The sequence below is a fragment of the Undibacterium pigrum genome, assembly GCF_003201815.1.
Lineage (GTDB): Bacteria > Pseudomonadota > Gammaproteobacteria > Burkholderiales > Burkholderiaceae_D > Undibacterium > Undibacterium pigrum.
This window is the reverse complement of sequence record NZ_QJKB01000004.1, coordinates 120,182-141,729: the sequence shown is the minus strand read 5'-3', so window position 1 is coordinate 141,729 and position 21,548 is coordinate 120,182. Positions and strand designations below refer to the sequence as shown.

Annotated in this window: 13 protein-coding genes; 4 read left to right on the top strand and 9 right to left on the bottom strand. The window is 52.2% G+C overall.

Features of this window, described 5'->3' with window-relative positions:
- Window positions 1–73: 73 nt before the first annotated feature.
- The 5 genes from DFR42_RS14295 to DFR42_RS14275 form a co-directional block, all read right to left on the bottom strand.
- Entirely contained in the window at window positions 74–937 is an 864-nt protein-coding gene (locus DFR42_RS14295) for a FecR family protein (protein ID WP_110255680.1), read from the bottom strand.
- On the bottom strand, window positions 906–7,283 hold the full coding sequence (locus DFR42_RS14290) for a two-partner secretion domain-containing protein (protein WP_245936973.1): 6,378 nt from the start codon (window positions 7,281–7,283) through the stop codon (window positions 906–908). Before DFR42_RS14290 ends, DFR42_RS14295 begins: the two co-directional genes overlap by 32 nt.
- A gap of 36 nt (window positions 7,284–7,319) precedes the next feature.
- Window positions 7,320–8,933, bottom strand: a complete 1,614-nt coding sequence (locus tag DFR42_RS14285) for a ShlB/FhaC/HecB family hemolysin secretion/activation protein (protein ID WP_110255678.1) — start codon at window positions 8,931–8,933, stop codon at window positions 7,320–7,322.
- A 254-nt stretch (window positions 8,934–9,187) separates the two neighbouring features.
- Complete coding sequence (locus DFR42_RS14280; protein WP_110255677.1) at window positions 9,188–9,754, bottom strand: hypothetical protein; 567 nt, start codon at window positions 9,752–9,754, stop codon at window positions 9,188–9,190.
- Window positions 9,755–9,781: 27 nt separating this feature from the next.
- The gene (locus DFR42_RS14275; RefSeq protein WP_110255676.1) at window positions 9,782–10,171 is read right to left on the bottom strand and encodes a DUF6404 family protein; all 390 of its coding nucleotides are present in this window, start codon (window positions 10,169–10,171) and stop codon (window positions 9,782–9,784) included.
- A 442-nt stretch (window positions 10,172–10,613) separates the two neighbouring features.
- Here DFR42_RS14275 and DFR42_RS14270 point away from each other — a divergent pair, with 442 nt between their 5' ends.
- Both DFR42_RS14270 and DFR42_RS14265 read left to right on the top strand, forming a co-directional pair.
- Window positions 10,614–12,245: a glycoside hydrolase family 10-like protein gene (locus DFR42_RS14270; RefSeq protein WP_245936972.1), complete on the top strand. Its 1,632-nt coding sequence runs from the start codon at window positions 10,614–10,616 to the stop codon at window positions 12,243–12,245.
- Window positions 12,246–12,522: 277 nt separating this feature from the next.
- Complete coding sequence (locus DFR42_RS14265) at window positions 12,523–15,363, top strand: TonB-dependent receptor domain-containing protein (protein ID WP_110255675.1); 2,841 nt, start codon at window positions 12,523–12,525, stop codon at window positions 15,361–15,363.
- A 72-nt stretch (window positions 15,364–15,435) separates the two neighbouring features.
- Here DFR42_RS14265 and DFR42_RS14260 read toward each other — a convergent pair whose 3' ends face one another.
- Together DFR42_RS14260 and DFR42_RS14255 are read right to left on the bottom strand one after the other, a co-directional pair.
- A complete protein-coding gene (locus DFR42_RS14260) occupies window positions 15,436–16,758 on the bottom strand; it encodes a serpin family protein (protein ID WP_110255674.1) in 1,323 nt (440 codons plus the stop codon).
- Between the two features lie 115 nt (window positions 16,759–16,873).
- Window positions 16,874–17,473 (bottom strand): L,D-transpeptidase, encoded by a 600-nt coding sequence (locus tag DFR42_RS14255; RefSeq protein WP_110255673.1) that lies wholly within the window; start codon window positions 17,471–17,473, stop codon window positions 16,874–16,876.
- Window positions 17,474–17,637: 164 nt separating this feature from the next.
- Here DFR42_RS14255 and DFR42_RS14250 point away from each other — a divergent pair, with 164 nt between their 5' ends.
- Both DFR42_RS14250 and DFR42_RS14245 read left to right on the top strand, forming a co-directional pair.
- Window positions 17,638–18,528, top strand: coding sequence for an N-acetylmuramic acid 6-phosphate etherase (locus tag DFR42_RS14250; protein WP_110255672.1), 891 nt, complete (start codon window positions 17,638–17,640; stop codon window positions 18,526–18,528).
- Between the two features lie 67 nt (window positions 18,529–18,595).
- A complete protein-coding gene (locus DFR42_RS14245) occupies window positions 18,596–19,498 on the top strand; it encodes a LysR family transcriptional regulator (protein WP_110255671.1) in 903 nt (300 codons plus the stop codon).
- Here the strand turns inward: DFR42_RS14245 and DFR42_RS14240 are convergent.
- A complete protein-coding gene (locus DFR42_RS14240; RefSeq protein WP_170133532.1) occupies window positions 19,495–20,817 on the bottom strand; it encodes a serine hydrolase domain-containing protein in 1,323 nt (440 codons plus the stop codon). The genes DFR42_RS14245 and DFR42_RS14240 overlap by 4 nt on opposite strands.
- A gap of 38 nt (window positions 20,818–20,855) precedes the next feature.
- Window positions 20,856–21,455, bottom strand: coding sequence for a M15 family metallopeptidase (locus tag DFR42_RS14235; protein WP_245936971.1), 600 nt, complete (start codon window positions 21,453–21,455; stop codon window positions 20,856–20,858).
- Between the last annotated feature and the right edge of the window lie 93 nt (window positions 21,456–21,548).

Below are 21,548 nucleotides of genomic sequence, written 5' to 3'. Positions count from 1 at the left end.
CGCTGGATTTACCTGCCTGGCACATCCAGCGCTCCAAATTCAATTAGCTCACATCATCTGACCTCACCTCACCTCATCTCACCTCACATATCAGGCTACCTGACTTGCTTTCATTACTGACATTGTCCTGAGTCAGATTGGCCGGGAAACTGCCTGGTAGCGTGAATTGCATGCCAGGGTTGTTTGGCAAAATAACAGGTGGCCTGTTGAAGCTGATGGCAAAGCCAAACTGCCCTGTTGTCACATCGAGGATGCCGGCGCTGTTGCGCAGGAAGATAGTGCCATCCAATACCTGCACGTACAGTCCTGGCACGCGCCCCGAGCCTGAAGCGGGCGTTTCGTTAGCGGCAAGTTGCAAAGGCTGGATGGCGGCAACAGGCGCATCAGCATCACTGCGGCTAGTCCTGCCATCTGCTCCTGTTGTCTGCAACGCTGCTGTTGTTGCCATGTTGTAAGCTGCGACGCTGCTATCAGGCGCAACGTATTCAGCAATAAAAGTCGTGCCGCGTATACCTATGGATGCGGTAGGTGTGTTCAGGCCAAACCTTTCTTTATTACGCTTGCCCAATAAGCCAGTGACTGCACGCAAGCCACCTTTGATGAGGGTCATGGTGAAACCATCATTATTGGGTTTGTCTTCTTCAAAAGAAAACTGATCTATCTTGAGCTGGGAATTCGGGCGCAAAACGATTTCACTATTGTCGGCAAACTTGATACGCGCATAAGTATCTTTCTCGGCAATCAGGGTATCGCCCTGCTCTATGGCAGATTGCAGGGACAAGACCTTGACCGCACCATCGGCTTTTTTGGCGATCAAAGGCCCGCTCAAATGCGTCACGGTGCCAGCGACCTGCGCAGCAAAACTCAGCGCGCAGCTCAGGTACAGTGCTGCAAGAAAGAAAAACTTAATTGCAGTAGAGTTTTTTATCTGTAGCATTTTTTAATACTCCGTTGTCCCTGGTACCGGCAAAACTGCTTCTTTGCTCGAATCTGGTTTCACGGCCAGAATCACTACTACCACTGTCAAAGAAATTGGAAGAATTGGAAATCGCATTCGACATCGCCAAAGTAGAACTGATAAAACTGTTCAAGGCAAAATTAATCGTGTTGTTGAGGATATTGCCAGTCCTGAGATCACCTATAGGCAAGACCAGCGTACAACCCAGCAAGCCAGGATTGGCCGCACATTGCGCCTGACTAGGCAAGACAACCGAACAACCATTCAAAGCCGGATTGGCAGCACAACTCGCCAGGGCTGGCAAGACTGCGCTACAACCGGCAGTAGCTGGATTGGCAACGCAAGTCGCCAGACTGGGCAAGACTACGCTACAGCCAGATGCAAACGGTGTGGCGATACAGGTTGCCAGTGTAGGCAAGATCAGGTTGCAGCCAGGCAAACCAGGATTGGCGACGCAACTTGCCAAACTGGGCAAGACCGCGCTGCAACCAGTAATGGACGGATTGGCCGTGCAAGCCGCCAGGCTGGGTAAAACCGCGCTACAACCAGCCAGGGCAGGATTGGCGGTACAGGCAGCCAGGCTAGGCAAGACTGCAGAGCAGCCTGCTGTAGTTGGCGCAGCAGTACAAGTAGCCAGGCCAGGTAATACAGCATTACAACCTGCCAGGCCAGGGTTGGCAACGCAACTAGCCAAACTAGGCAACACCGCACTGCATCCTGGCAATGCCGGGTTAGCTGTACAGCTGGCCAGACCAGGCAAGACACTGGAACAACCCGCCAACGTAGGTGCCGCTATACAAGCTGTAAGCGTAGGCAGAACTGCGCTGCAACCAGGCAAAGCAGGGTTGGCGCTGCAAGCTGCGAGTGTAGGCAGGACAGCCGAACAACCAGACAGGGCAGGATTGGCGACACAGGCACTCAATGCCGGCAACACTGCAGAGCAACCGGCCAGGCTTGGACTGATAGTGCACGCAGCCAGCGTAGGCAAGACTGACGAGCAGCCAGACAATGCCGGATTGGCAGTGCAGGCAGCGAGAGTAGGCAAGACTACGCTGCAACCAGCCTGCGAAGGATTAGCCAGGCAAGCGCTCAAGGTCGGCAAGACATTATTACAGCCAGACAGCGTCGGTGTTGCGATGCACGCAGTCAAACTAGGCAAGACGGCACTACAACCAGGCAAGCTGGGGCTGGCGGTACAAGCGGCCAGGGTAGGCAAAACAGCAGCGCAGCCAGGCAGGCTGTTATTGCTGATACAGGCACTCAGGCTAGGCAGCACTGCGCTGCAACCAGGCACACTGGGGCTGGCTGTACAGGTAGCCAGCGTCGGCAAGACTGCACTGCAACCTGGCAAACTGCTATTGCTGACACAGGCACTCAAGCTAGGTAACACAGCACTACAACCCGGCACACTGGGACTGGCCAGACAAGCCGCCAAAGTAGGCAAGACAGCACTGCAACCAGCCAGGCTGCTATTACTGATACAGGCGCTCAAGGTAGGCAGCACAGAGCTACATCCTGGCAAGCTGGGGTTCGCCGTACAGGCCGCAACAGATGGCAGGACGGCTGAGCAACCAGCAATATTTGGCGACACCAGGCAAGCTGCCAAAGCTGGCAAGACCACGCTGCAACCTGGCGTGCCCGGGCTGGAAGTGCAAGTTGCCAAAGATGGCAGTACAGCACTACAGCCAGTCTGGGCAGGATTGCTGATGCATGAAGTCAGGCTAGGTAAAATCGAACTGCAACCGCTGATGGAAGGATTCGCCAGGCAAGCCGACAAGCTGGGCAAGACTGCGCTGCAACCGGCGATATTCGGATTAGCCAGGCAGCTACTCAGGCTAGGCAAGACATTCGAGCAACCAAACTGCGAAGGGTTGGCAATGCAGGAACTAAGGCTAGGCAACACCACACTGCAACCAGCCAGTGTAGGGTTGGCCTGACAGGCAGCCACACTGGGCAAGACTACGCTGCAACCGGCCAGACTGGGGTTGCTGATACAGGCGCTGAGACTAGGCAAGACCGAGCTGCAACCGGGCGTAGTCGGGCTGGCGACACATTGCTCCAGGGTAGGCAAAGGCGCATTCTGGAAAGCTTGCTGTGTCACCGTACCGCCACTGACATTGCCAGAAATCAAAATAGCATCGCCCGCCTTGAGCAAAATATTGCCACTGGTCGTAACCGAGCCTGTGCTGCCTACGGTCAGCTTGTCAGCAGTGCTGCCGCTGGCCCCGGCTTCCAGGGTGATATTGCCGCCATTTGCACTGGCAACTGTACCATTCACCGTCAAGGGGCTATGTGCCACCAGACTGATATTACCGGCCTTGGTGCGCACCGCATCTGCGCTATCCAGGGTGATTGCACCTATATTATCGATGAGCACACTGCCGGTACTGCCAACCGCGCTTTGCTGCACATTGCGGACATTCAGGGCACCGGTATTCTTGATATTAATATCGGTGTTTGCACCCGTATTATTTGCCAGCAGGATGGGCACACTGGTTTTCAAACCGGTACTATGCCCTATACCACCATTGGCAGTTGCATCCAGTGCTCCGCCGCTGACTATATTGCCAGCCACCTGGGTAATAGCACCATTGCTTGCGGCCAGCGTGGCAGTCGCAGTGCCAGTATTGACATTTGCCCCCAGCGCGATATTGCCCGAGCTGGCAGTCAGGTATAAATTGCCGGTTGTATTGATGCCACTCAGGCTGTAGGTGCTTGAACCATTGCCACCACTTAAGGTGGTGACATTGATGCCCTGGGTATTCACCAGACTCATGCTGGTGTTGCTTTTCGCTGCCAGGTTGGTGATCACATTCGTGCCATTCAGTATGATGCTGTTACCAGCGACCAGGCCGAGATCCTGAACAGTGATAGGATTGACCTGGGTAATATCGCTACCAGTCAACAAGCCTATGCGCGTAGTCGTCAGATGCTTGATATCGGTGATAGCGCTGGTGTTGGTGTCAGTGATACCAACAACAGAGATGGACCCTGAGGCAATGCCAGGGTCGCTGCTGCCTATCGCAATATTGGGAGCGGTAACTTTATACAGATTGGTGATGCTCAGACATGGGGCTGAAGTGCAGGTACCAGAACCAACTGTAATGGCGCGCCCTGCCGTGGATGTACGAATACCAAAGTCGCCGGCTGTGATGCCACCAGGTCCACCAAGAGTCAGTTGGTCAGCAATAAAGCCAACTTTGCCAGTACCAGCATTGACGTTATCAGAAACTGTCAGCGAACCCGCACCCGCAGTCACGGTAACAGCCTGATTATTGGTCGTAATACCCGTGATAGCTGCCAGATTGCTGATGGTCAGATTGCCTGAATTATATACATTCAGGCTGCCACTCCCCATGCCACCGGGATTGAGGTCTGCCGCAAAGGAACTGAAACTATTGCCGGTATTGGTCAGATTGGCTGAACCCTTGGTCTGCAAGGCAAGACCACCAGTCGTGATATTGCTACCTGCCGCCTGAGTGATACCTGTGTCCGAACTCAGCTTGACGCTCGATGGAGCATTAATACCGCTATAGCCATCTACCGTCGCCACATTGATGGCATTGGTCGAGTTATAAAAGAAACTGCCGGTACTGGCAGAGCCGGATATCACACCTGTAGCATTTGCTTCAGTCAGGGTGACGCTGTAACCGCGTGCCTGTACAGAACTGGCACCATTGATAGTGGCACCTGATTGTTGTGAAATCGTGTTGCCAGAATTCAGGGTCAGTGAGGTAGAGATGTTTTGCAAAGCTCCACCAGCACCCGAACCCATGGCCCCTTTGATATCAATGCTGCCGCCACTCATATTGCCAACTTTAAGCCGTGCAGCGCTGACATTATTCAATTCAGCTGCAGACAACTCCAGCGTGCCAGCCAGCGCATTGGTCGCTCCTGTGGCAAGGTGAATAGTACCAGCCGCATTGGAATCCAGCGTCACTGCACCACTACCTGCATTCACGTTACCCTGCAAATTCATCTTGTCAGACTTGATGGATATAGCCGCGCCAGAACTATTTATTTGTGTGCCAGATGCAGTACTGGTCAGTGCATCAGCGTCCGTTGCCAGCAAATTAATGCTGCCACCGGCGCTATTGATGGTGCCGCCCGCATTCAGGTTAATGCCGCCCTGGCCATTGATGCTTAACAAACCATTATTGGTGATGACTGGCGAATTGATTTCTGTTGTAAAGCCAGTAGGGGAACTCAGATGTATTGCTCCGCCAGAAGTCTGCTGCTTGATACCGTAGCCAGTTCCACCTACATCATTGATAATCAGATTGGCACCAAGGCTGGCGATACGGATATCACCGCTGCCGGTATTAATGGCATTCAATTTTGCCGCCAGCACACCCATACTGTCAGTTGGTGTATTGCCATACAGACCGCTGACTGCACTCAGCTTCAGGTCTTTGGCATATATGGTAGTGCCGTTTTGCTGCGTAATATATGCGCCTGAAGTCAGCGTAACATTACCAGCTGCCGATGAATTGCCACGGGCATCAAGGCCACCAGAACCTACATTGATATACCCCGTGCCATTGAGCAGGATATCGCCGCCCACACCCACCGTAGCCGGTGTTGTCGTCATGCTCTTGGAGACAGTATTGCCGCTGGCACTGGTACTGATCTGGCTACTATTGGTGGACAGCCTGGCGACTACGATATCGGCACTCTGTGGCGATGCTCCCGTACCAGTTTGCAGGGTAATCGTACCTGTGCCATTGGTCTTGATTTCCAGATTGGGGTCTGCCGCTGTCAGGTTAATGCCGCGGGTGGCGCTGACATCAGTAGAAGCATTACGGGTTCTCAAGGTGATGCTGGAATTGCTTGGCAGGGATATCGAACTACCAAAAAAAGTGCCGCTGGTATTAATATAATTTGTCGCTTCCAGCACGATGTTTGTGCCAGGTGTCAGCCCTTGAAGTTCCGACTGATAGACCGTTGTCGGGCTGCCATCAGCAAAATTGATGGTTCCTATTGCCGAACCTTGAAATGTCCCCGTACCATCAGATGCACCATCGCCATTACCACCAGCGATGGTAATTGAAGATGGGTCAAGCAATAAAGTACCAGCCTTACCACGCGCGGCGCCGACATTGACTTTTGCATGGAAATCCAGGTTTTGCTTGCCCGATGTCTCTACAAAACCGCCATTGCCACCCAGTGCGCCGCCCTGCGCAGAAATACTGCCGTTGACCCTGGTGACTTCATCTGACCAGACGATAACTTTGCCGCCGTCACCCGTTTTCAAGGCATCAGCGCTAATTTTTGCTTCGCTGCCAACAAAGGCGCGTTTGGCATTCATGACGGCAGGATTATCGCCATGATAGTCGCCACCAAGCAATACCTCGCCACCACCGGTGTTACCGCTGGCATCCACCTGGGCATTGCCAGCCAGCGCCACGCGTTGCCCCAGTATTTGTATATCACCGCCCCTGCCTTTACCTGTGGCCGTGGTAGTACTGCCTGTATCAAGTATCGTATCCTGGCTGGCCTTGAAATAGATTTTGCCGTTTTCACCGACGACAGCGCTATTGGCACTGACCAGGCCACGCTGGCTGATCAAGCCGCCATAGATACCGACCTTGCCACCCTGGGCAACGACCTGTCCGAGATTGAGCGCCTGGTTATTATCAGCACTGACGACGACATGCACATCAGGATTGGCAGAATCCACCAGCTTGACTGAGCGCCCTGCCGCCAGCAGGATTTCACCCTGGGGTGATGTAATGATGCCGCTGTTTTCTACATCAGGTGCAATCAGATAGACATGGCCGCCTGATGGCGTGGTGATCGCGCCCTGGTTACTGACCTTGCCAGCCGATGTGCCTGCGCTAAAATTCAGCTTGCCGGCCTTGAAATCTGCGTCCGACATGCCAAGGCTGGAGACTGTCAAACCATTGACATCGACTTGCGCCCCTTTGCCAAACAGCACGCCATTCGGGTTGATCAGAAATACCCGCCCGTTTGACTGCAAAGTCCCCAGAATCTGGCTGGGGTTTTGGCCTGTCACACGGTTTAATACCGTGCTATTGGCACTTTCCTGTACGAAGCGGGCGGTCTCACCGGCATTGATGAAAAAATCCTGCCAGTTAATGATTGCGCCGGGTGTATTGGTGATCGTGAAAATCTTGCCATCCTGGTTGAAGATGACCTTGCCATTGACGATCTGTGGACCGACAGGATTGGCGTTAGCCACGCTGGCAACAAATCCTGACCCAAAGCAGGCAGCCAGCAACACTGGCATAAGCCTGGGGAGCAACCTGCCTGACAGGCCCTTTCTCAGGTTCGACCTCAATACAGATTCAGATTGAGTGAACATAACAATTTCTTTTCTCATGCTCTTCCTCATCCATCATTAATAGTTGACGCCCAGCCTGACATGCAAGCGCTTGTCATCCTTGCCCAATTCATCCGGTGCACGTAGTGACTTGCCATAATCCATCTGCAAGGACATCATGCGTGAAATCGCCAGCCTGATACCGATACCGACACTGGCAATCGAGCCTGAGCTTTGCTCGCCCGGTAGTGCCTTGTTGCGTGACACATGGGCAGCATCATAAAAACCCAGTAACTGGCATTGGGTAAAACTGGCGGTGAAGCCTGTACATAAGTTGGGGGTATAAATTTCTGCGCTGACCAGGGTGCCGTAGTCGTTTGCCAGCGCCCTTTCGGTAAAGCCGCGCACGCTGCTGGCACCGCCAGCACCAAATTGCTCACCGGGCACCAGGCTGTCCCTGGTGTACTGGCCGCTGAGCATGAGTTTCAATTGCCAGGCTGCTGGCAAGACACGGCTATATCCGAGGCCATAGCGCAATATGCTATATCCCGCAGTAGCACCGCTGCGTACTTTCAGGAAATCTTCAGTCTTGCCCTTTTCGCCGCCCGGCAGATTGTGCACAGCCGTCAGATAAGCATTTGCCTCACCTGATGCAGAACTCATGGTAGCGGCATAACTAAGGCTGAGCGGATGCACCGTGACATCATTGCCCAGTTGTATGCCCTGCAGGGCTACATTATTCTTGAAAGCCTTGTAATCCCATCCTAGGATAAGGCGTGAATCAAAATCCTCTGTACGCCCGAGATTGTAGTTATAGCGGCCACCAATGACAGAACCACGGCCACTGACATTCAAGTCAAAAATACCTGCCGCAATCGAACCGGAATCTACATTTGAATAGCTGGCATATAAATCCACGCTATCGCCTAGCTGATACAGGGGTAAATGATAGCCAACGCCAAACACTGCGTATTTACTGGGCTTTTGCAGCGTGGTTGTGTATTGCAGGCTGAGGACATCATCACGCCCACTGATATTGGCATGCTGGAACAATAACCCCAGATGGGATTTACCGGTATTACTATCCCCCGCATTGTCGAGATTGGCACCCACTGTCCAGGGCTTGTTGTCATTGACATTCAGGACAGCATTGACTTCGCCTTCTTTGGTGGTAGTCTCAAACTGCAGATTGGTTTTCTTGGCAGGGTTTTCATTGGCTGTTTTCAGGCTATCAGACAGCTTCTTGATATTTGGCGTATCGCCTTCGCGCAATTGCGGCAGGCTGCGCCTGACATTGTCGTTATCAAAATGACGGTTACCCTTGACGCTGACACTGGCAATACGGGCTTGCACGACGACAAATTTCACCACACCCTGATTCAATTCCTGCTCAGGCAAGACTACCTGCACCAGGCTATAGCCTTTCTGGTGATAGGCTTTTTCCAGCGCCTCCAGGGCTTTTTGCACATCGGCAAAACTGCGGCTTTTGCCCGTATAGGGTGCCAGCAGGCTTTCAAGGGCGGCGGCTGTCAGTAAATCATTTCCCTTGACCTCATAGCGACTGATGTCAAAACGCCCAATGACACTATCTGTATCCTGCGCTGCCAATGGCTGGCTGAACCCGATTGCCAGGGCAAAAATCAGGCTGAGGCTGAAACGAGATTGGACTTGCTTGTTCTTCAACGGTCTCATACTAAGATTTCCCAGTTACTGAGTCGTGCTATACCAAGTTCTTCTGTGTGCAGGGCCTTGCCAGGCTCTACTGATCGTGTCGATAATGCATATCGAATTTTTATATCGAATCTTTGCTGAAGATAGACGCAAAAGAAAATTGCGTCTGAGATGCGTAGTAGAAGTATCCTGCAATCCAATTCCGACTACAAGCACTATGTTGTTAATTCAGACATGGCTGTCAGAATTTGTTTTTTGGGAATTTTTTGTGCTAGTTACTGCTTGTCTGCACGGCGCTTGTCAGCACCTGCTTTTGTTTCAACGATGTGACCATATTCATCGATATGAAACGTACGGGTAATCTCCACAGAAGGACAGCATAGGGCATCGCCAGCCCCTGTTTCCACACCTTTCAGGGTAACTGCATGCTGTCTGATACTTGCACTGGCAAAGTCAAATGCACGCCAGCCGCGCTGTCCCAGTTTAGTGACAGCAACCAGGCGATAAGGCCGGCTGTGTTTTCCGGCGATGTCGGCAGGCGCCTGCTCTTGGAAGAAGGCGATAAATTCTGCCTGATGATTGCTACCACCAAAACCTTCCAGATTAAACAGGACGACGGCATCATTTTTATTGTCATCAAATAATTGCCCATATTTGATGACAGATGGATTACCGCTGTAAGTTTCGGCGATACCATCACCAAACTGCGTGATCAACCTGGCCAGTTCAGCCTTCATGGCTGCCTGTTGTGCTGGTGTTGCCGTACGTGAAGACGCCGCGACTGCCGGCTTGAAAACAGTCAAAATCAAACCACACAGCAACAAATTCAATAAAAACTTCATACGACCTGCTGATGAGTATCTACTTGTCTATTCAGACACGGGGTGAAAATCCTGCCACGATGGCAATCCATGCTTGCGCTTGCCATAGGCATAGTAGCAAGCCAGGGTCAGTCCAAACAGGAAACCCGCGATGAGGGAAGAATTCAGCATGAGAAGTGGCGGAATGACCACTTTTGACCAGACAAAGAAATACATCAGCAAACCCCAGCCTACCGAGTAAAACAAACCAGTAAACAAGGCATTTTGCCAGAACGGAGAAAAATGCGGTGGAGCAACATCGAAACCCATACGCCATAATAGCCGCAGATAGGGAGGAGCATAATTGCTGCGCATAATGCCGGTTTTTTCCAGCAGCTTCAAAGCCGCCTGGCGCTTAAATTCACGCCGGTCATGATTGTTTGTCTCAGTGGTATTCATCAATCCGTTTTTTAAAATAGTCGTAAAAAATATTACTTCTTGAAAGTTGCAAATAATTGCAAATAAGCATGCGTATTTTAATCTCTTTACTCTTCTGGGAAATGTTGATTTACAGAAAGGGAACCTTCACTCTGAAAAAGACAATAACCCAGACTTATATCTGATGAATAAAAAGTCAATCGCAGTAAACTGGTATTACTGCCTATCATATAAGCAATCCTTCAAAGTTTGAGGGATTACTCTCAGGACTCCCCCAAGATGATAGAGACCTCCAAGGGCGCGCAAGCGCCCTTTTTTTGTTGTGGCATCTGCCTCATACAGCCTTGCCAACCAAGAGCTTGCTTGTTGCTCGCCTGATGAATATGGAAGAAACGCTGGTTAGTCAAAGTGTAATGCAGTAGCATCTCAGGTCTTTCGCCTTTTTATCAGTCTCAGCTTACGCATGTCTTCGTTTTTATCATCGTCACGTTTCGTTTTTACTTTGAAAACTTACCTGCTTCCGTATAAATTGCCTGCGCTGGCAGTTGCCGCTTGCGCCATGTTGCTGGCCTGTTCAACGCCGCCGGAAAAGCAAACTGCCATTAACAAGCCTGGCAAAACCAATCTGACCATCGTGCCACAAAACGCACCTGTCAATTATCCGCCCCAGGTACGCGAAGCACCGCCCTTGCCGCGCGAATTCAGAGCCGCCTGGGTTTCCACGGTCGCCAATATAGACTGGCCATCGCGTCGGGACTTGAGTACAGAAAAACAAAAGAATGAAGTCATCGCCATTCTCGACAATGCAGTCCAGCTGAAACTGAACGCCATTGTTTTGCAGGTACGCCCGGCTGCTGATGCTATTTACCCTTCTGCGATTGAACCCTGGTCAGAGTTCCTGACAGGTGAACAGGGCCGCCCGCCTTCGCCGTATTATGATCCCCTGCAATTCTGGATAGATCAGGCGCATGCGCGTGGTCTGGAATTGCATGCCTGGTTCAATCCCTTCCGTGCCCGTACTGCGCAATCCAAAACAGTAGTCGCTGCCAACCATATCAGCAAGCTGGCACCGCAAGTGGTCAAGACCTATGGTGACCTGCAATGGATGGACCCGGGTGAGCCTGTCGCCATGCAGCAAACCCTGAATGTCATCAGCGACGTAGCACGCCGCTATGATGTCGATGGCATACACATGGATGATTATTTTTACCCCTACCCTGTCAAGGCTGGCAATGGCAGTGAAGTAGACTTTCCGGACGACCCTGCCTGGATTACTTATTTGCAGTCAGGCGGCAAACTGGCCCGTTTCGACTGGCGCAGGGATAATGTAAACCGCCTGGTGGAAGCAATCAACCAGCGTGTGCATCTGGAAAAACCGTGGATAAAATTTGGCATCAGCCCCTTTGGCATAGGCAGGCCAGACCGCCTGCCGCCAGGCATTGCCGGGTTCAGTCAGTATGACAAGCTGTATGCTGATGTAGAACTGTGGCTAAGCAAGGGCTGGATGGACTATCTGGCCCCGCAATTGTACTGGCCTATCAACCAGGGGCCACAAGCCTTCAAGGTCTTGCATGACTACTGGCTTGCTCAAAACACCACCGGCAAGCATATCTGGCCTGGTCTTTACACCAGCCGGATAGACAGTAGCGACAAATCCTGGTCTGCCGATGAGATACTGAACCAGGTCGAAGCCATGCGCGAAAAAGGCGGCAATGGTCACCTGCATTTCAGCATGGTGGCGTTAAACCAGAACCGCAAGGGCATACGCCAGCGTCTGGCGACAGAGAAGTACACTTCGCAAGCCCTGATCCCGGCCAGCCCCTGGTTGGACAATAGTTTGCCTGCCAGCCCTTTGCTGGAAGCCAGTACAGACAAGAAATCGCTACGCCTGCAACTGGGCAGCGCCGACAACACACGCTTGCTGGCCATCTGGAAGCGTACTGAGCAACAATGGCTGTTTTCTGTGGTGCCTGCACAAAATATGAACATCGACTTAGCTGATGACCCGCAATATGGATCCGTCAGGCAAATTACTGTCTCGGCTATCAGCCGTACTGGCGTAGAAAGCGTGCGTGCCAGCTATAACCTGCCCTGATACTGGCGGGCTGTAAAAGCCCAATAGTGTGGTTTTTAAATACCTGAGAGTGGCCTGCTCTCAGGTATTTTTTATGGGAAAACGCTTTACCAGACTGCCGAAACCGGCACTGCCACTGGCAAATCCACTATTTCAAGAAAACCCCATATCTTTTAGTTATCGGCCGTCTTGATATTTTCATTTGTCAGCTGAGAAGGCCTGACTCTAGTCTGGAACATGCATAAGATTTATATCAATTTTAATTGACCTTCGAATTGTCAGACTCCAGGAGAGACCAGTGAAGTTAAAGACCATAGCCAGGTGCATCGCCCTGATGGGCATTTCTGCCAGTAGTAGTGGATGGGTACTGGCGCAGGACAAACCTGCTCCAGCGCCGCAAAGGGTAGAAATTACCGGCAGCAGCATCAAGCGCATTGCCAGCGAAGGTGCCTTGCCTATTGAAATCATTACCCGCAAACAACTGGAAGCCTCGGGCATAGTCACTGCAGAGCAATTCATTGCCAACCTGAATATCAATGGCAATGGTTCTGACAACCTCGCCAGCAATGCCGATGTCACTTCCGGCGCGCAACGCGGCAATAATGGCGCATCCTCCGCCAACCTGCGTGGCCAGGGCGCTGACAATACTCTGGTGTTGTTAAATGGCCGCCGTATTGCCACCCATGGCATGAAGGGTTCTGCAGTTGATTTGAATTCCATCCCCATGGCGGCAGTGGAAAGAATAGAAGTGCTGAAGGATGGCGCATCAGCCATTTATGGTACTGATGCCATAGGCGGTGTCATTAACTTTATCCTGCGCAAGAATTACAATGGCCTGGAAGCCCAGGCCTTCACCGATATCTCCCAGCAAGACGGCGGCAATATCAAGCGCGTCTCGGTGGTGGGTGGTTTTGGTGATCTGGAGCAGGATAACTACAATGTCCTGCTGACTGCCACCCACAGCGAGAACGATGCGCTACGCGGTGATCAACGTGATTTTGTGAATACCTTCCAGCCCAACCGTGGCTTATCTGTTGATACGCGCGGCACACCCAATGCCACGGTATTTGCGACTTCACTGGCAAATACCATACTCAGTAACAAGAGCAATAATGGCCCGGTCTTTCCTGGCACTACCCAGGTCATGAATGCGATCAATGTGCTGGCTCTGCCTGGTGGTGCCGGATGTGGCGCCATCGATGGCATGGCGGCCTATGATGCCAAGCTGTGGGATGTGGCATCTTCCAAATATGCCTGCGCCTGGGACACAGGTCGTGCAGCAGTATTGCAGCAACCGGTCAAGAACGATAACTTTGTCGGCCGTGCCACCTTCAAGATAGGCACACATCAGTTGTTTGCCGAAGTTGTTGGCTCACAGGTTGAGGTGTCCAAGCGTTTTTCACCTAACCAGGTTTCTCCTGGCACCAACTTTCCTGCTTCTTCGTTTTATCCCAGCACTGGTTCTGCTTATAACAATGTATTCAATGCCATCGTCGCGGTGTTCCCCAGCATAGAAGCCAATCGTGGTGCGCCTATCGCTTACCGCTGGCGCTGTATGGAATGTGGTAACCGTGAAATCACCACCAAGACTGAGGCAGGCCGCCTGCAACTCGGTGCCGATGGCCAGATAGGCAAATGGGATTATCGCGTCGGCCTCTCACGCGCCTATAGCGAGTCTGAATCCAGGCTGGGCTCAGGCTATAACTACACCGTGGCTTTGGCGAATGCGCTGGGTACTGGTGTCATCAACCCTTTCCTCAAACCTGGTGAGAAACAGTCGCAAGCTGCACTGGACCTGATCAACAGCACTTCAGCCGCAGGCGTCACCTTGTATGGTGGCAAGACCACGCTGACACAGGCAGACGCTGCCCTGTCTGGTGAAATCTGGCAATTGCCTGCCGGTGCCGTCATGGCCGCTGTTGGCATGGATATACGCAAGGAAGAATATACTTTCAACGGCGATGCAAGAGCAGCCAGCGTCCGACCAGCCATTTTGAATGCCCCTTTCGATGATGGCAATGCCTTGCCCAAAGTCAGCCGCGATATACGTGCCGTGTATGCCGAGGTACTGGTGCCTGTATTCAAATCACTGGAAGTCACTGTTGCAGGCCGTCAGGACCATTATTCTGGCTTTGGCAATACCTTCAACCCAAAACTGAGTTTCCGTTATACACCGACAGAGACGCTGCTGTTCCGTGGCTCGTATAACACCGGTTTCCGCGCGCCCTCATTCAACCAGTTGTTTAATGGCATTACCGATTCACCGTATGCCGGTAAAGACCTGGCCGATCCTGCTACCTGTCCAACCTTGAAAGTCGATAGCAGCAAGCCTGGTTGCTCATCCATTACGCCAAACATCCTGACTGGTGGCAAGACTACCTTAGGCCCGGAAAAAGCCAAACAAGGTACGGTAGGTGTGGTCTGGGCACCGAGCAGTAATTTCAGTGCAAATGCTGACATATGGGAAATCCGCAAGGAAAACTCCATCACCACCATAGACCTGCCTACCATGCTGGCCAACTATGAACTGTTCAAAGCACAGTTCTTGCGCGACAGTACAGGTGCCATGATTTTTGTTGACCAGCGCTGGGTCAATGCCGGTTCTGCCATCACGCGTGGTGTGGAGATTGGTGCCAAGGCGAATGGCGAAATCCTCAGTGGCAAATGGACAGCTGGCCTGGATGGTTCTTACCTGCTGGAGAAAAAATCCCGCCCTATGGCGAACGCTCCTTACGGCGAAAGCGAAGTCGGCCGATTCACCTTTACCGGCGACCTGGGCCTGAAGTGGAAGCACACTGCCTATGTCACCTATACCCGGGGTGACTGGACTGGTACATTCACCCAGATCTATCGTGATGGCTACAAGGACCAGGTTTTGCCTGGCGTACAAAATGGCCTGATCGTGCCATCCAACTACAACCCTACTGTTAAAGCCTATACCATCTACAATATGAGTGTGAGCTATAGTGGTATCAAAAACCTGACGCTGACGGCTGGCCTGAAAAACATTTTCAATACCGACCCGCCCTTTGCCATCACTTATGACAGCAACACTGGTGCAGGTAGTTCCTGGGAACCAAGGGTAGCTGATCCGCGCGGACGTTCATTTACTTTGCTGGCGAATTACAAGTTCAAGTAAAAATCCACTGCAATACAAAAAATCCCCCGGCTTTAAAACCGGGGGATTTTTTTGGACTGAAACAAAACCAGCTTAACTTGCAGCGGGATTCATCAACTTGCCCATGAAGATGATGAGGCCAGTCTGCCTGTCCCTGATCATGAACAGGAAAGGCCTATCCAGCGTCAGCTTCAGCGGTTGATTCACATTGATGCTGGTAACACCTATCAGCACCCCGGTCGCGGCGGCTGCCTCGGTTCCCTTTTCATCGACATTGATAAAGGCCTTGTGTACCACGCCAGAAATCGATAACTCGCGGTTACCGCTTATCCCGGAAAAATCTGCCTTGCCTGCATCGAATGCAGCACCCATGCCCAGACTGCTCAGGCTGGCATTCATGGCCGGACTGGAACTGAAATTAAACTTGGGCATGCTCAAGGCCATGTATTGATCTTTCAAGCCAGCCGTAATCTCATTGAGGGTGGCGCTGCTCAAGCCTTGCGCAACACTGTCGAATTTACCTGCATCCGGCAGCACGACCAGCATCGCCAGTTTATTGTCGATATACGGCAATTCCACAGCCTGGTAGCCTTTGCCTTGCAGATAAGGAAGGTTCACAGTCTGGTTCATGAAAGGGAGGCTGCTTACTGTGCCCATGCGATTTGTGAAGTCCTGATTGCGGGTGTTTTCCTTGGTAAATTGATGTGCCCAGTCTGACTTGAACCAGATGGCATTTGTCAGCACCACGCGGGTCATTGATGACACGCCGCCAGCCGGTATCAGGTCCTTGATTTTTTGCTGGGTCTGATCTGCCACCCAGTTATTGATCGTCAGGCGCGAAGGCTCCGCCGCGTTGACAAAATCCTGCAAGTTCACAGCAGCACCAAAATTCACGCTGAGCGCATCCAGATAAGTGCCTTGCAAGTTGTAGCCTTGCTGCGCCCACAGGGCATTGGCGATATTCAGATTGGGTAACTGGGCATTGGGTTTGGCAGCAGTCGAGGTTTTATCTGTCAGTGACAAATCCAGGCGATTCAATGCTGCCTGCAAACGGCTTTGCTGTAATTGGAAAGACAGTGCTTTTTCCATGCCAGTCAGCGTGTCACCTTTGGCACCGGCGGCTGCCATTTCCAGAGCCAGTGTCAGGCTATATGGTGAATACACCAGGTTGCTGTCGCCTTGCGCATCCAGCAATGGCAGGATTTTCAAGGCAAATTCGGTATTCCCGGCTACTGCCGCTGCCAGATCGGCATCGCTGGCCTGAGGTGCAGTATTGCGTACCAGCGAGGACTTGGCAACGCCAAGTGCTTGCGGCTTAGCTGCATCGGCTGCCGTGGCAGTAACTGAGCTGCCCGCACCGCCACAGGCAGCAAGCAGAGCAAGCGACAAACATGAACATAATAATCCAGAGCGCATTTTGAGCTTCCAATATAGGGATATAGGGACACAAGGCGATGATAAGCCAGGCACCTGCCGGAATCAGCTCAAAAATGTACTCAAATTGTCATGAAATTGTAAATTCTGAAAGATTTCAGCTTGCCGATGGCTGGGCATCAGCTGGTCTATCGGGCTTTTCAAGCACGTCGACCACAGTACCAACCTCTATACGCTCAAACAACTCGGCAATATCAACAGAACGCATGCGTATGCAACCGTAGCTGGCGGGTGTGCCCAGCAAACTTTCTTGCGGCGTACCGTGGATATAGATGAAACGAGGATAGGCATTGCGGTTGCGTAGTTCTGTCCCACGCAACCAGAGTATGCGGGTGACGACCGGGTCACGTCCTGGCGCATCTGCAGCGACTACCTCACCGGTTGCCAGCCTGTCTTTGAAAACTGCTCCTAACGGTGCACCCGCACCGATTTTCTCGGCAACCTGCATACGGCCACCAGGTGTCATATAACTGTCAGGCATATCCCCTATGCCACGTTTGGCAGTGGAAATCACATACGCCGCAACAACTTGACCATCTTCCAGCAACAACATCTTTTGGTCAGGCACGGAAATAATCAGCCTGTGGCGGGTGTCGCCTCCCTGCAACCAGCCCCACTGACAGGCAGACAGCAACAGGCTGGCAGCCAGTATCAGCAGCCCACGAGTGATGTAGCCTTGGCGACGGAAAATTTGCATTGTTTACCTGGGTTTTAATGAGCAGCCAGCATAAGCTGATCTATAGGCATCTGCAAAATAATTCCTGCAGCCGCATGCATTACCTGAAGTTATGGGCCGGGTATCAGCTTTCATTTGTGCTCTGCCTGCACAGAGCTTAAGTTATGCAATAAAAGGATAGCGCCATGTTGAATACCGAAGCACCAAGCATCAGCCACACCGAGCTCGATTTATACCCGACCACGCAACTGGTTGACGTGCTCATTGATGATCAGTTGAATGCCATACGCGCAGTCAGCCTGGCTGCCGCGCAGATCGCTGCCGCCGTCGATGCGGCAACACCGCGCATACTGGCTGGTGGCCGCCTGGTGTATGTGGGCGCGGGCACGTCTGGTCGCCTGGGTGTGCTGGATGGGGTGGAATTATTGCCGACATTTTCATGGCCAAATGAACGCGCCCTGTCCTTGCTGGCTGGCGGCAAGCAAGCCATGTTTGTTGCCGTCGAAGGTGCTGAAGATGATGCCGCACAAGGTGCCAAAGAAATCATGCAACTGGCTCTGACAGCCAATGATGTGGTGATACTGATCGCCGCATCTGGTGCCACCCCCTATGTGCTGGGGGCCTTGCAGGCTGCCCGTGCAACAGAAGCTTTGACCATAGGTTTTGCCAACAACCCGGGCGCGCCAGTGACTTTACAGGCAGAGATAGGCATCACGCTTGATACGGGTAGTGAAGTGATTTCTGGCAGTACCCGCCTGAAGGCAGGCACTTCGCAAAAGGTTGCCCTGAACAGTTTTTCCAGCGCCCTGATGGTGCGCCTGCACAAGGTGTATGGCAACCTCATGGTGGATGTCAAACCCACCAACGTCAAACTGCTCAGGCGTACCGTCAGCCTCACCATGCATGCGACTGGCCGCGATGAAGCCTATTGCCGCCGCATACTGGAAGAATGCGATTTCCACGTCAAGATCGCGATACTTGCCATCGTCAATAACATCAGCACAAGCAGTGCAAGTGAAAAGCTGCAGGCTTGTGGCGGTGATTTGCGCCTGGCCCTGCATAAAACCAGTACGTGACCTTCAAAAGCAATAAAGCCTTGCAGGCGTTACAATCAAGTCCATTATTTGCTGAAGGTATTTCATCATGCGTTTGCGTCATATAGAAGTTTTTCATGCCATCATGCAGGCAGGCACGATCAGTGGTGCTGCGCAATTGCTGAATATTTCCCAACCAGCCGCGACCAAGGTATTGCAGCATTGCGAAATACAGCTGGGCCTGAAACTGTTTGAACGCATCAAGGGCAAACTTCATCCCACACCGGAAGCGCACAAACTGTTTGCTGAAGTTGACAAGCTCAACCGTGATTTGCAATCCGTACGCAGGCTGGCCAGCAATCTGAAAAATCATCCTGACGAGGCTGTCCGGCTGGCATCGACACCCACTTTATCGATTACGGTAGTGCCAACCGCACTGGCCGCCTGGCGCAAGAAATTTGCCAATGTGCATTGCACGCTGGCGACTCATCACACCAGTGAAATCGTCAATGCCCTGCTACTGGGCGATGTTGATTTTGCGCTGTCGCTGTATGACCCTTGTCACCCAAACATTGCGTCCGAACCTTTGATACGCGGCAGCATGACCGCTATTGCGCCGCTCGGTAGCTGGGCTAAATCACTGGATAATACTGCCCTGCCGATTGCTGACTTGCCCAAAAATTTGATTGCCCTGGACCTCGATGACCACCTTGTCAGCCGCGTCATGGATGCCTGTGAAGAACAAGGCCTGAGTTTTATCTCGTACACTGTGGTGCAGACTTATCTGCTGGCGAGAACGCTGGTGGAACTGGGTGCAGGTGCAGCAGTCATAGACCCATTCACTGCCGCTACCTCAGACCAGAGCAAAGTACAATGCCGCCCGCTGTCACCCAATGTGCCTGTAGACTTGTATTTGCTGACAGTGAAATCAACGCCACTGTCACGCTCAGCCCGTGCTTTTGTCGAATGCATCAGGGAAGCCGGAGCAGAATTCATCGGCCGTACCAGCTAAAATAATTGATATGTTGCAGTGAGTATCTGCTCTTCCCAGATACTCAGGCTGGAATAGTCTCCTGGATTTTTATCAGGGTCAGCGGCAACACCTCCTATGACATAGATAATGCCATTGCGTGTTGCCGGGTCAAACAGGAAAGCCGATTGCAAGCCATAGGCAAAACCCAGATGACCGACGGGCTTGAAGGCGGGTCTGGCTTTTACCAGCCTGTCACCATAATGCCCGGCACTGGTATCAGTGAAGCTCTGGAAACCCAACCCCCAGGATAGAAACAATCCACGGTAATCATCACCATTGCGAGTAGCTGCGTCATAGCTCCATTGCTCAGCAGTCAAAGCCCTGACACTGTCAGGCTTTAGCAGGCGCACACCATCAAGTTCACCCTCGTTCATGAGCATCAGCATGATGCGGCTTAAACCTTGCACACTGATGCGCAAGCCACCTTGCGGGCTGGACAATGTCGCGTTCGTACCAGGCTGGTAATTTTTGATTTGCCGCTTTATCAGAGGCTTATTGCGAAAATCATCTGTCTGCGCCACCCATGGGCCTTGTGCATTCCAGACTTCATTAGCCTGCTTGCGGTACAAGACAGCCAGACGCGACAAGGTATCTGTAGCCAAGAGTTCAGGATGATATGCGCCTTCTATTTGCAAGGATTGCAATACCAGCTTGTGCATGAGCACATCGAAACGCTGGCCGCTGACAGCTTCCATGACGCTGCCAAGCACGCCCCAGTTCAGATTCACATAATGGAAATAAAAGCCGGGAGCAAAGTTTTCACCCGGTTTGGCTTTTGCCGGATCAGCCCATTGCAAACCCTGTGCATAATGTTTGCCACCGGTCTGCAAAAAACTCTGCATACTGACCTCAGCCGGGAAGTTATAGCCACCGTCATCCCGCAGGGATGATGTATGGCTGAGCAACATGCGTGTCGTAATGACTTTGTCTGGATAATGCGGGTTCCTGAGCTGGAAACCGAGGTAGTTGCTGATATCGGCATCCAGGTCCAGCTTGCCCTGCTCTACCAGACACATGGCACCTGTTGCAGCGACCATCTTGGAAACCGAGGCAACGCGGAACAGGGTTTGCTGATCCGCAGGCAGGCTGTTGGCGGGATTTTGCTGATCGATATAGCGCTGTCCAAACTGCTGCTGGTAGACCACCTTGCCAGACTTGATTGCCAATACGGACAGACTGGCAAGCGCTTTATTAGGCTGCGCAACAATAGCAGCCAGTTGATTAGTCAACTGCAGACTCACCTGCTGTTCATTTACGGTATCGACTTGCGCCATAGCCGGGCTTAGCATCAAGGACATGAGTATCAGCAGGCAGCGGGCAGGCAAGCACTTCATCCCTAATCAATACGCAAATAGGTTTCCCGCACGACAGTGGGGTCGCCACAGTTGAAATGCCACCATTCGCTATTGATACCCCTGAAACCACCATGTGCCATTGCTGCCCGCAATATGCCGCGCTGGTCTAGCTGGTGCTGGGTCAACTGGCCTTCAGCCAGCATTCTTTGTTCAAGCGCAGGGTGGGATTTTTCTTCAAGGGCATCGAAACCGCTACCCATGTCCAGTTCCTTGCCTTCAGCATCAATCAGGGTAACGTCTACCGCCATGCCAAAGGAATGGATGGAACCACGTGCCGGGTCAGCGACATACATGCGCAAGGGCGTGCCGTCCAGATGCTGCCACAGCATTTCCTGCACCCTGTGCGGGCGCAAAGCATCCAGCACCAGGATGCGCAGGCCGGGATGATGTTCATGCAGCCAGTTGACGGCTGCTTGCAGGGCCTCTACGGCTTCCCTATGCAACCAGCTACAGTCAAGCTCACCATACAATTCCCTGCCGACAAAATTGTCGGCCCCTACATAACGTAAATCGATAACAATGCCGCTGACGGTGTCCAGCCGGCAAAAATCAGGATGATCAGCAATCAATTCACAACGCACAAAGGCTCCACACAACTGAGTTTTTCATATCGGCAGCATAGGGTGAGTCACCTGTGCCTGCCAATGAATACTTACCGATGACATATAACCGCA

Bases quoted from the DNA above. Each gene is read 5' to 3' on its own strand.
- DFR42_RS14245 (WP_110255671.1), top strand. From the start codon at position 18,596: ATGCGTTTGCGTCATATAGAAGTTTTTCATGCCATCATGCAGGCAGGC.
- DFR42_RS14285 (WP_110255678.1), bottom strand. From the start codon at position 8,933: ATGAGACCGTTGAAGAACAAGCAAGTCCAATCTCGTTTCAGCCTCAGC.
- DFR42_RS14240 (WP_170133532.1), bottom strand. From the start codon at position 20,817: ATGTCCTTGATGCTAAGCCCGGCTATGGCGCAAGTCGATACCGTAAAT.
- DFR42_RS14255 (WP_110255673.1), bottom strand. From the start codon at position 17,473: ATGCAAATTTTCCGTCGCCAAGGCTACATCACTCGTGGGCTGCTGATA.
- DFR42_RS14290 (WP_245936973.1), bottom strand. From the start codon at position 7,283: ATGTTCACTCAATCTGAATCTGTATTGAGGTCGAACCTGAGAAAGGGC.
- DFR42_RS14250 (WP_110255672.1), top strand. From the start codon at position 17,638: ATGTTGAATACCGAAGCACCAAGCATCAGCCACACCGAGCTCGATTTA.
- DFR42_RS14295 (WP_110255680.1), bottom strand. From the start codon at position 937: ATGCTACAGATAAAAAACTCTACTGCAATTAAGTTTTTCTTTCTTGCA.
- DFR42_RS14280 (WP_110255677.1), bottom strand. From the start codon at position 9,754: ATGAAGTTTTTATTGAATTTGTTGCTGTGTGGTTTGATTTTGACTGTT.
- DFR42_RS14270 (WP_245936972.1), top strand. From the start codon at position 10,614: ATGTCTTCGTTTTTATCATCGTCACGTTTCGTTTTTACTTTGAAAACT.
- DFR42_RS14260 (WP_110255674.1), bottom strand. From the start codon at position 16,758: ATGCGCTCTGGATTATTATGTTCATGTTTGTCGCTTGCTCTGCTTGCT.
- DFR42_RS14275 (WP_110255676.1), bottom strand. From the start codon at position 10,171: ATGAATACCACTGAGACAAACAATCATGACCGGCGTGAATTTAAGCGC.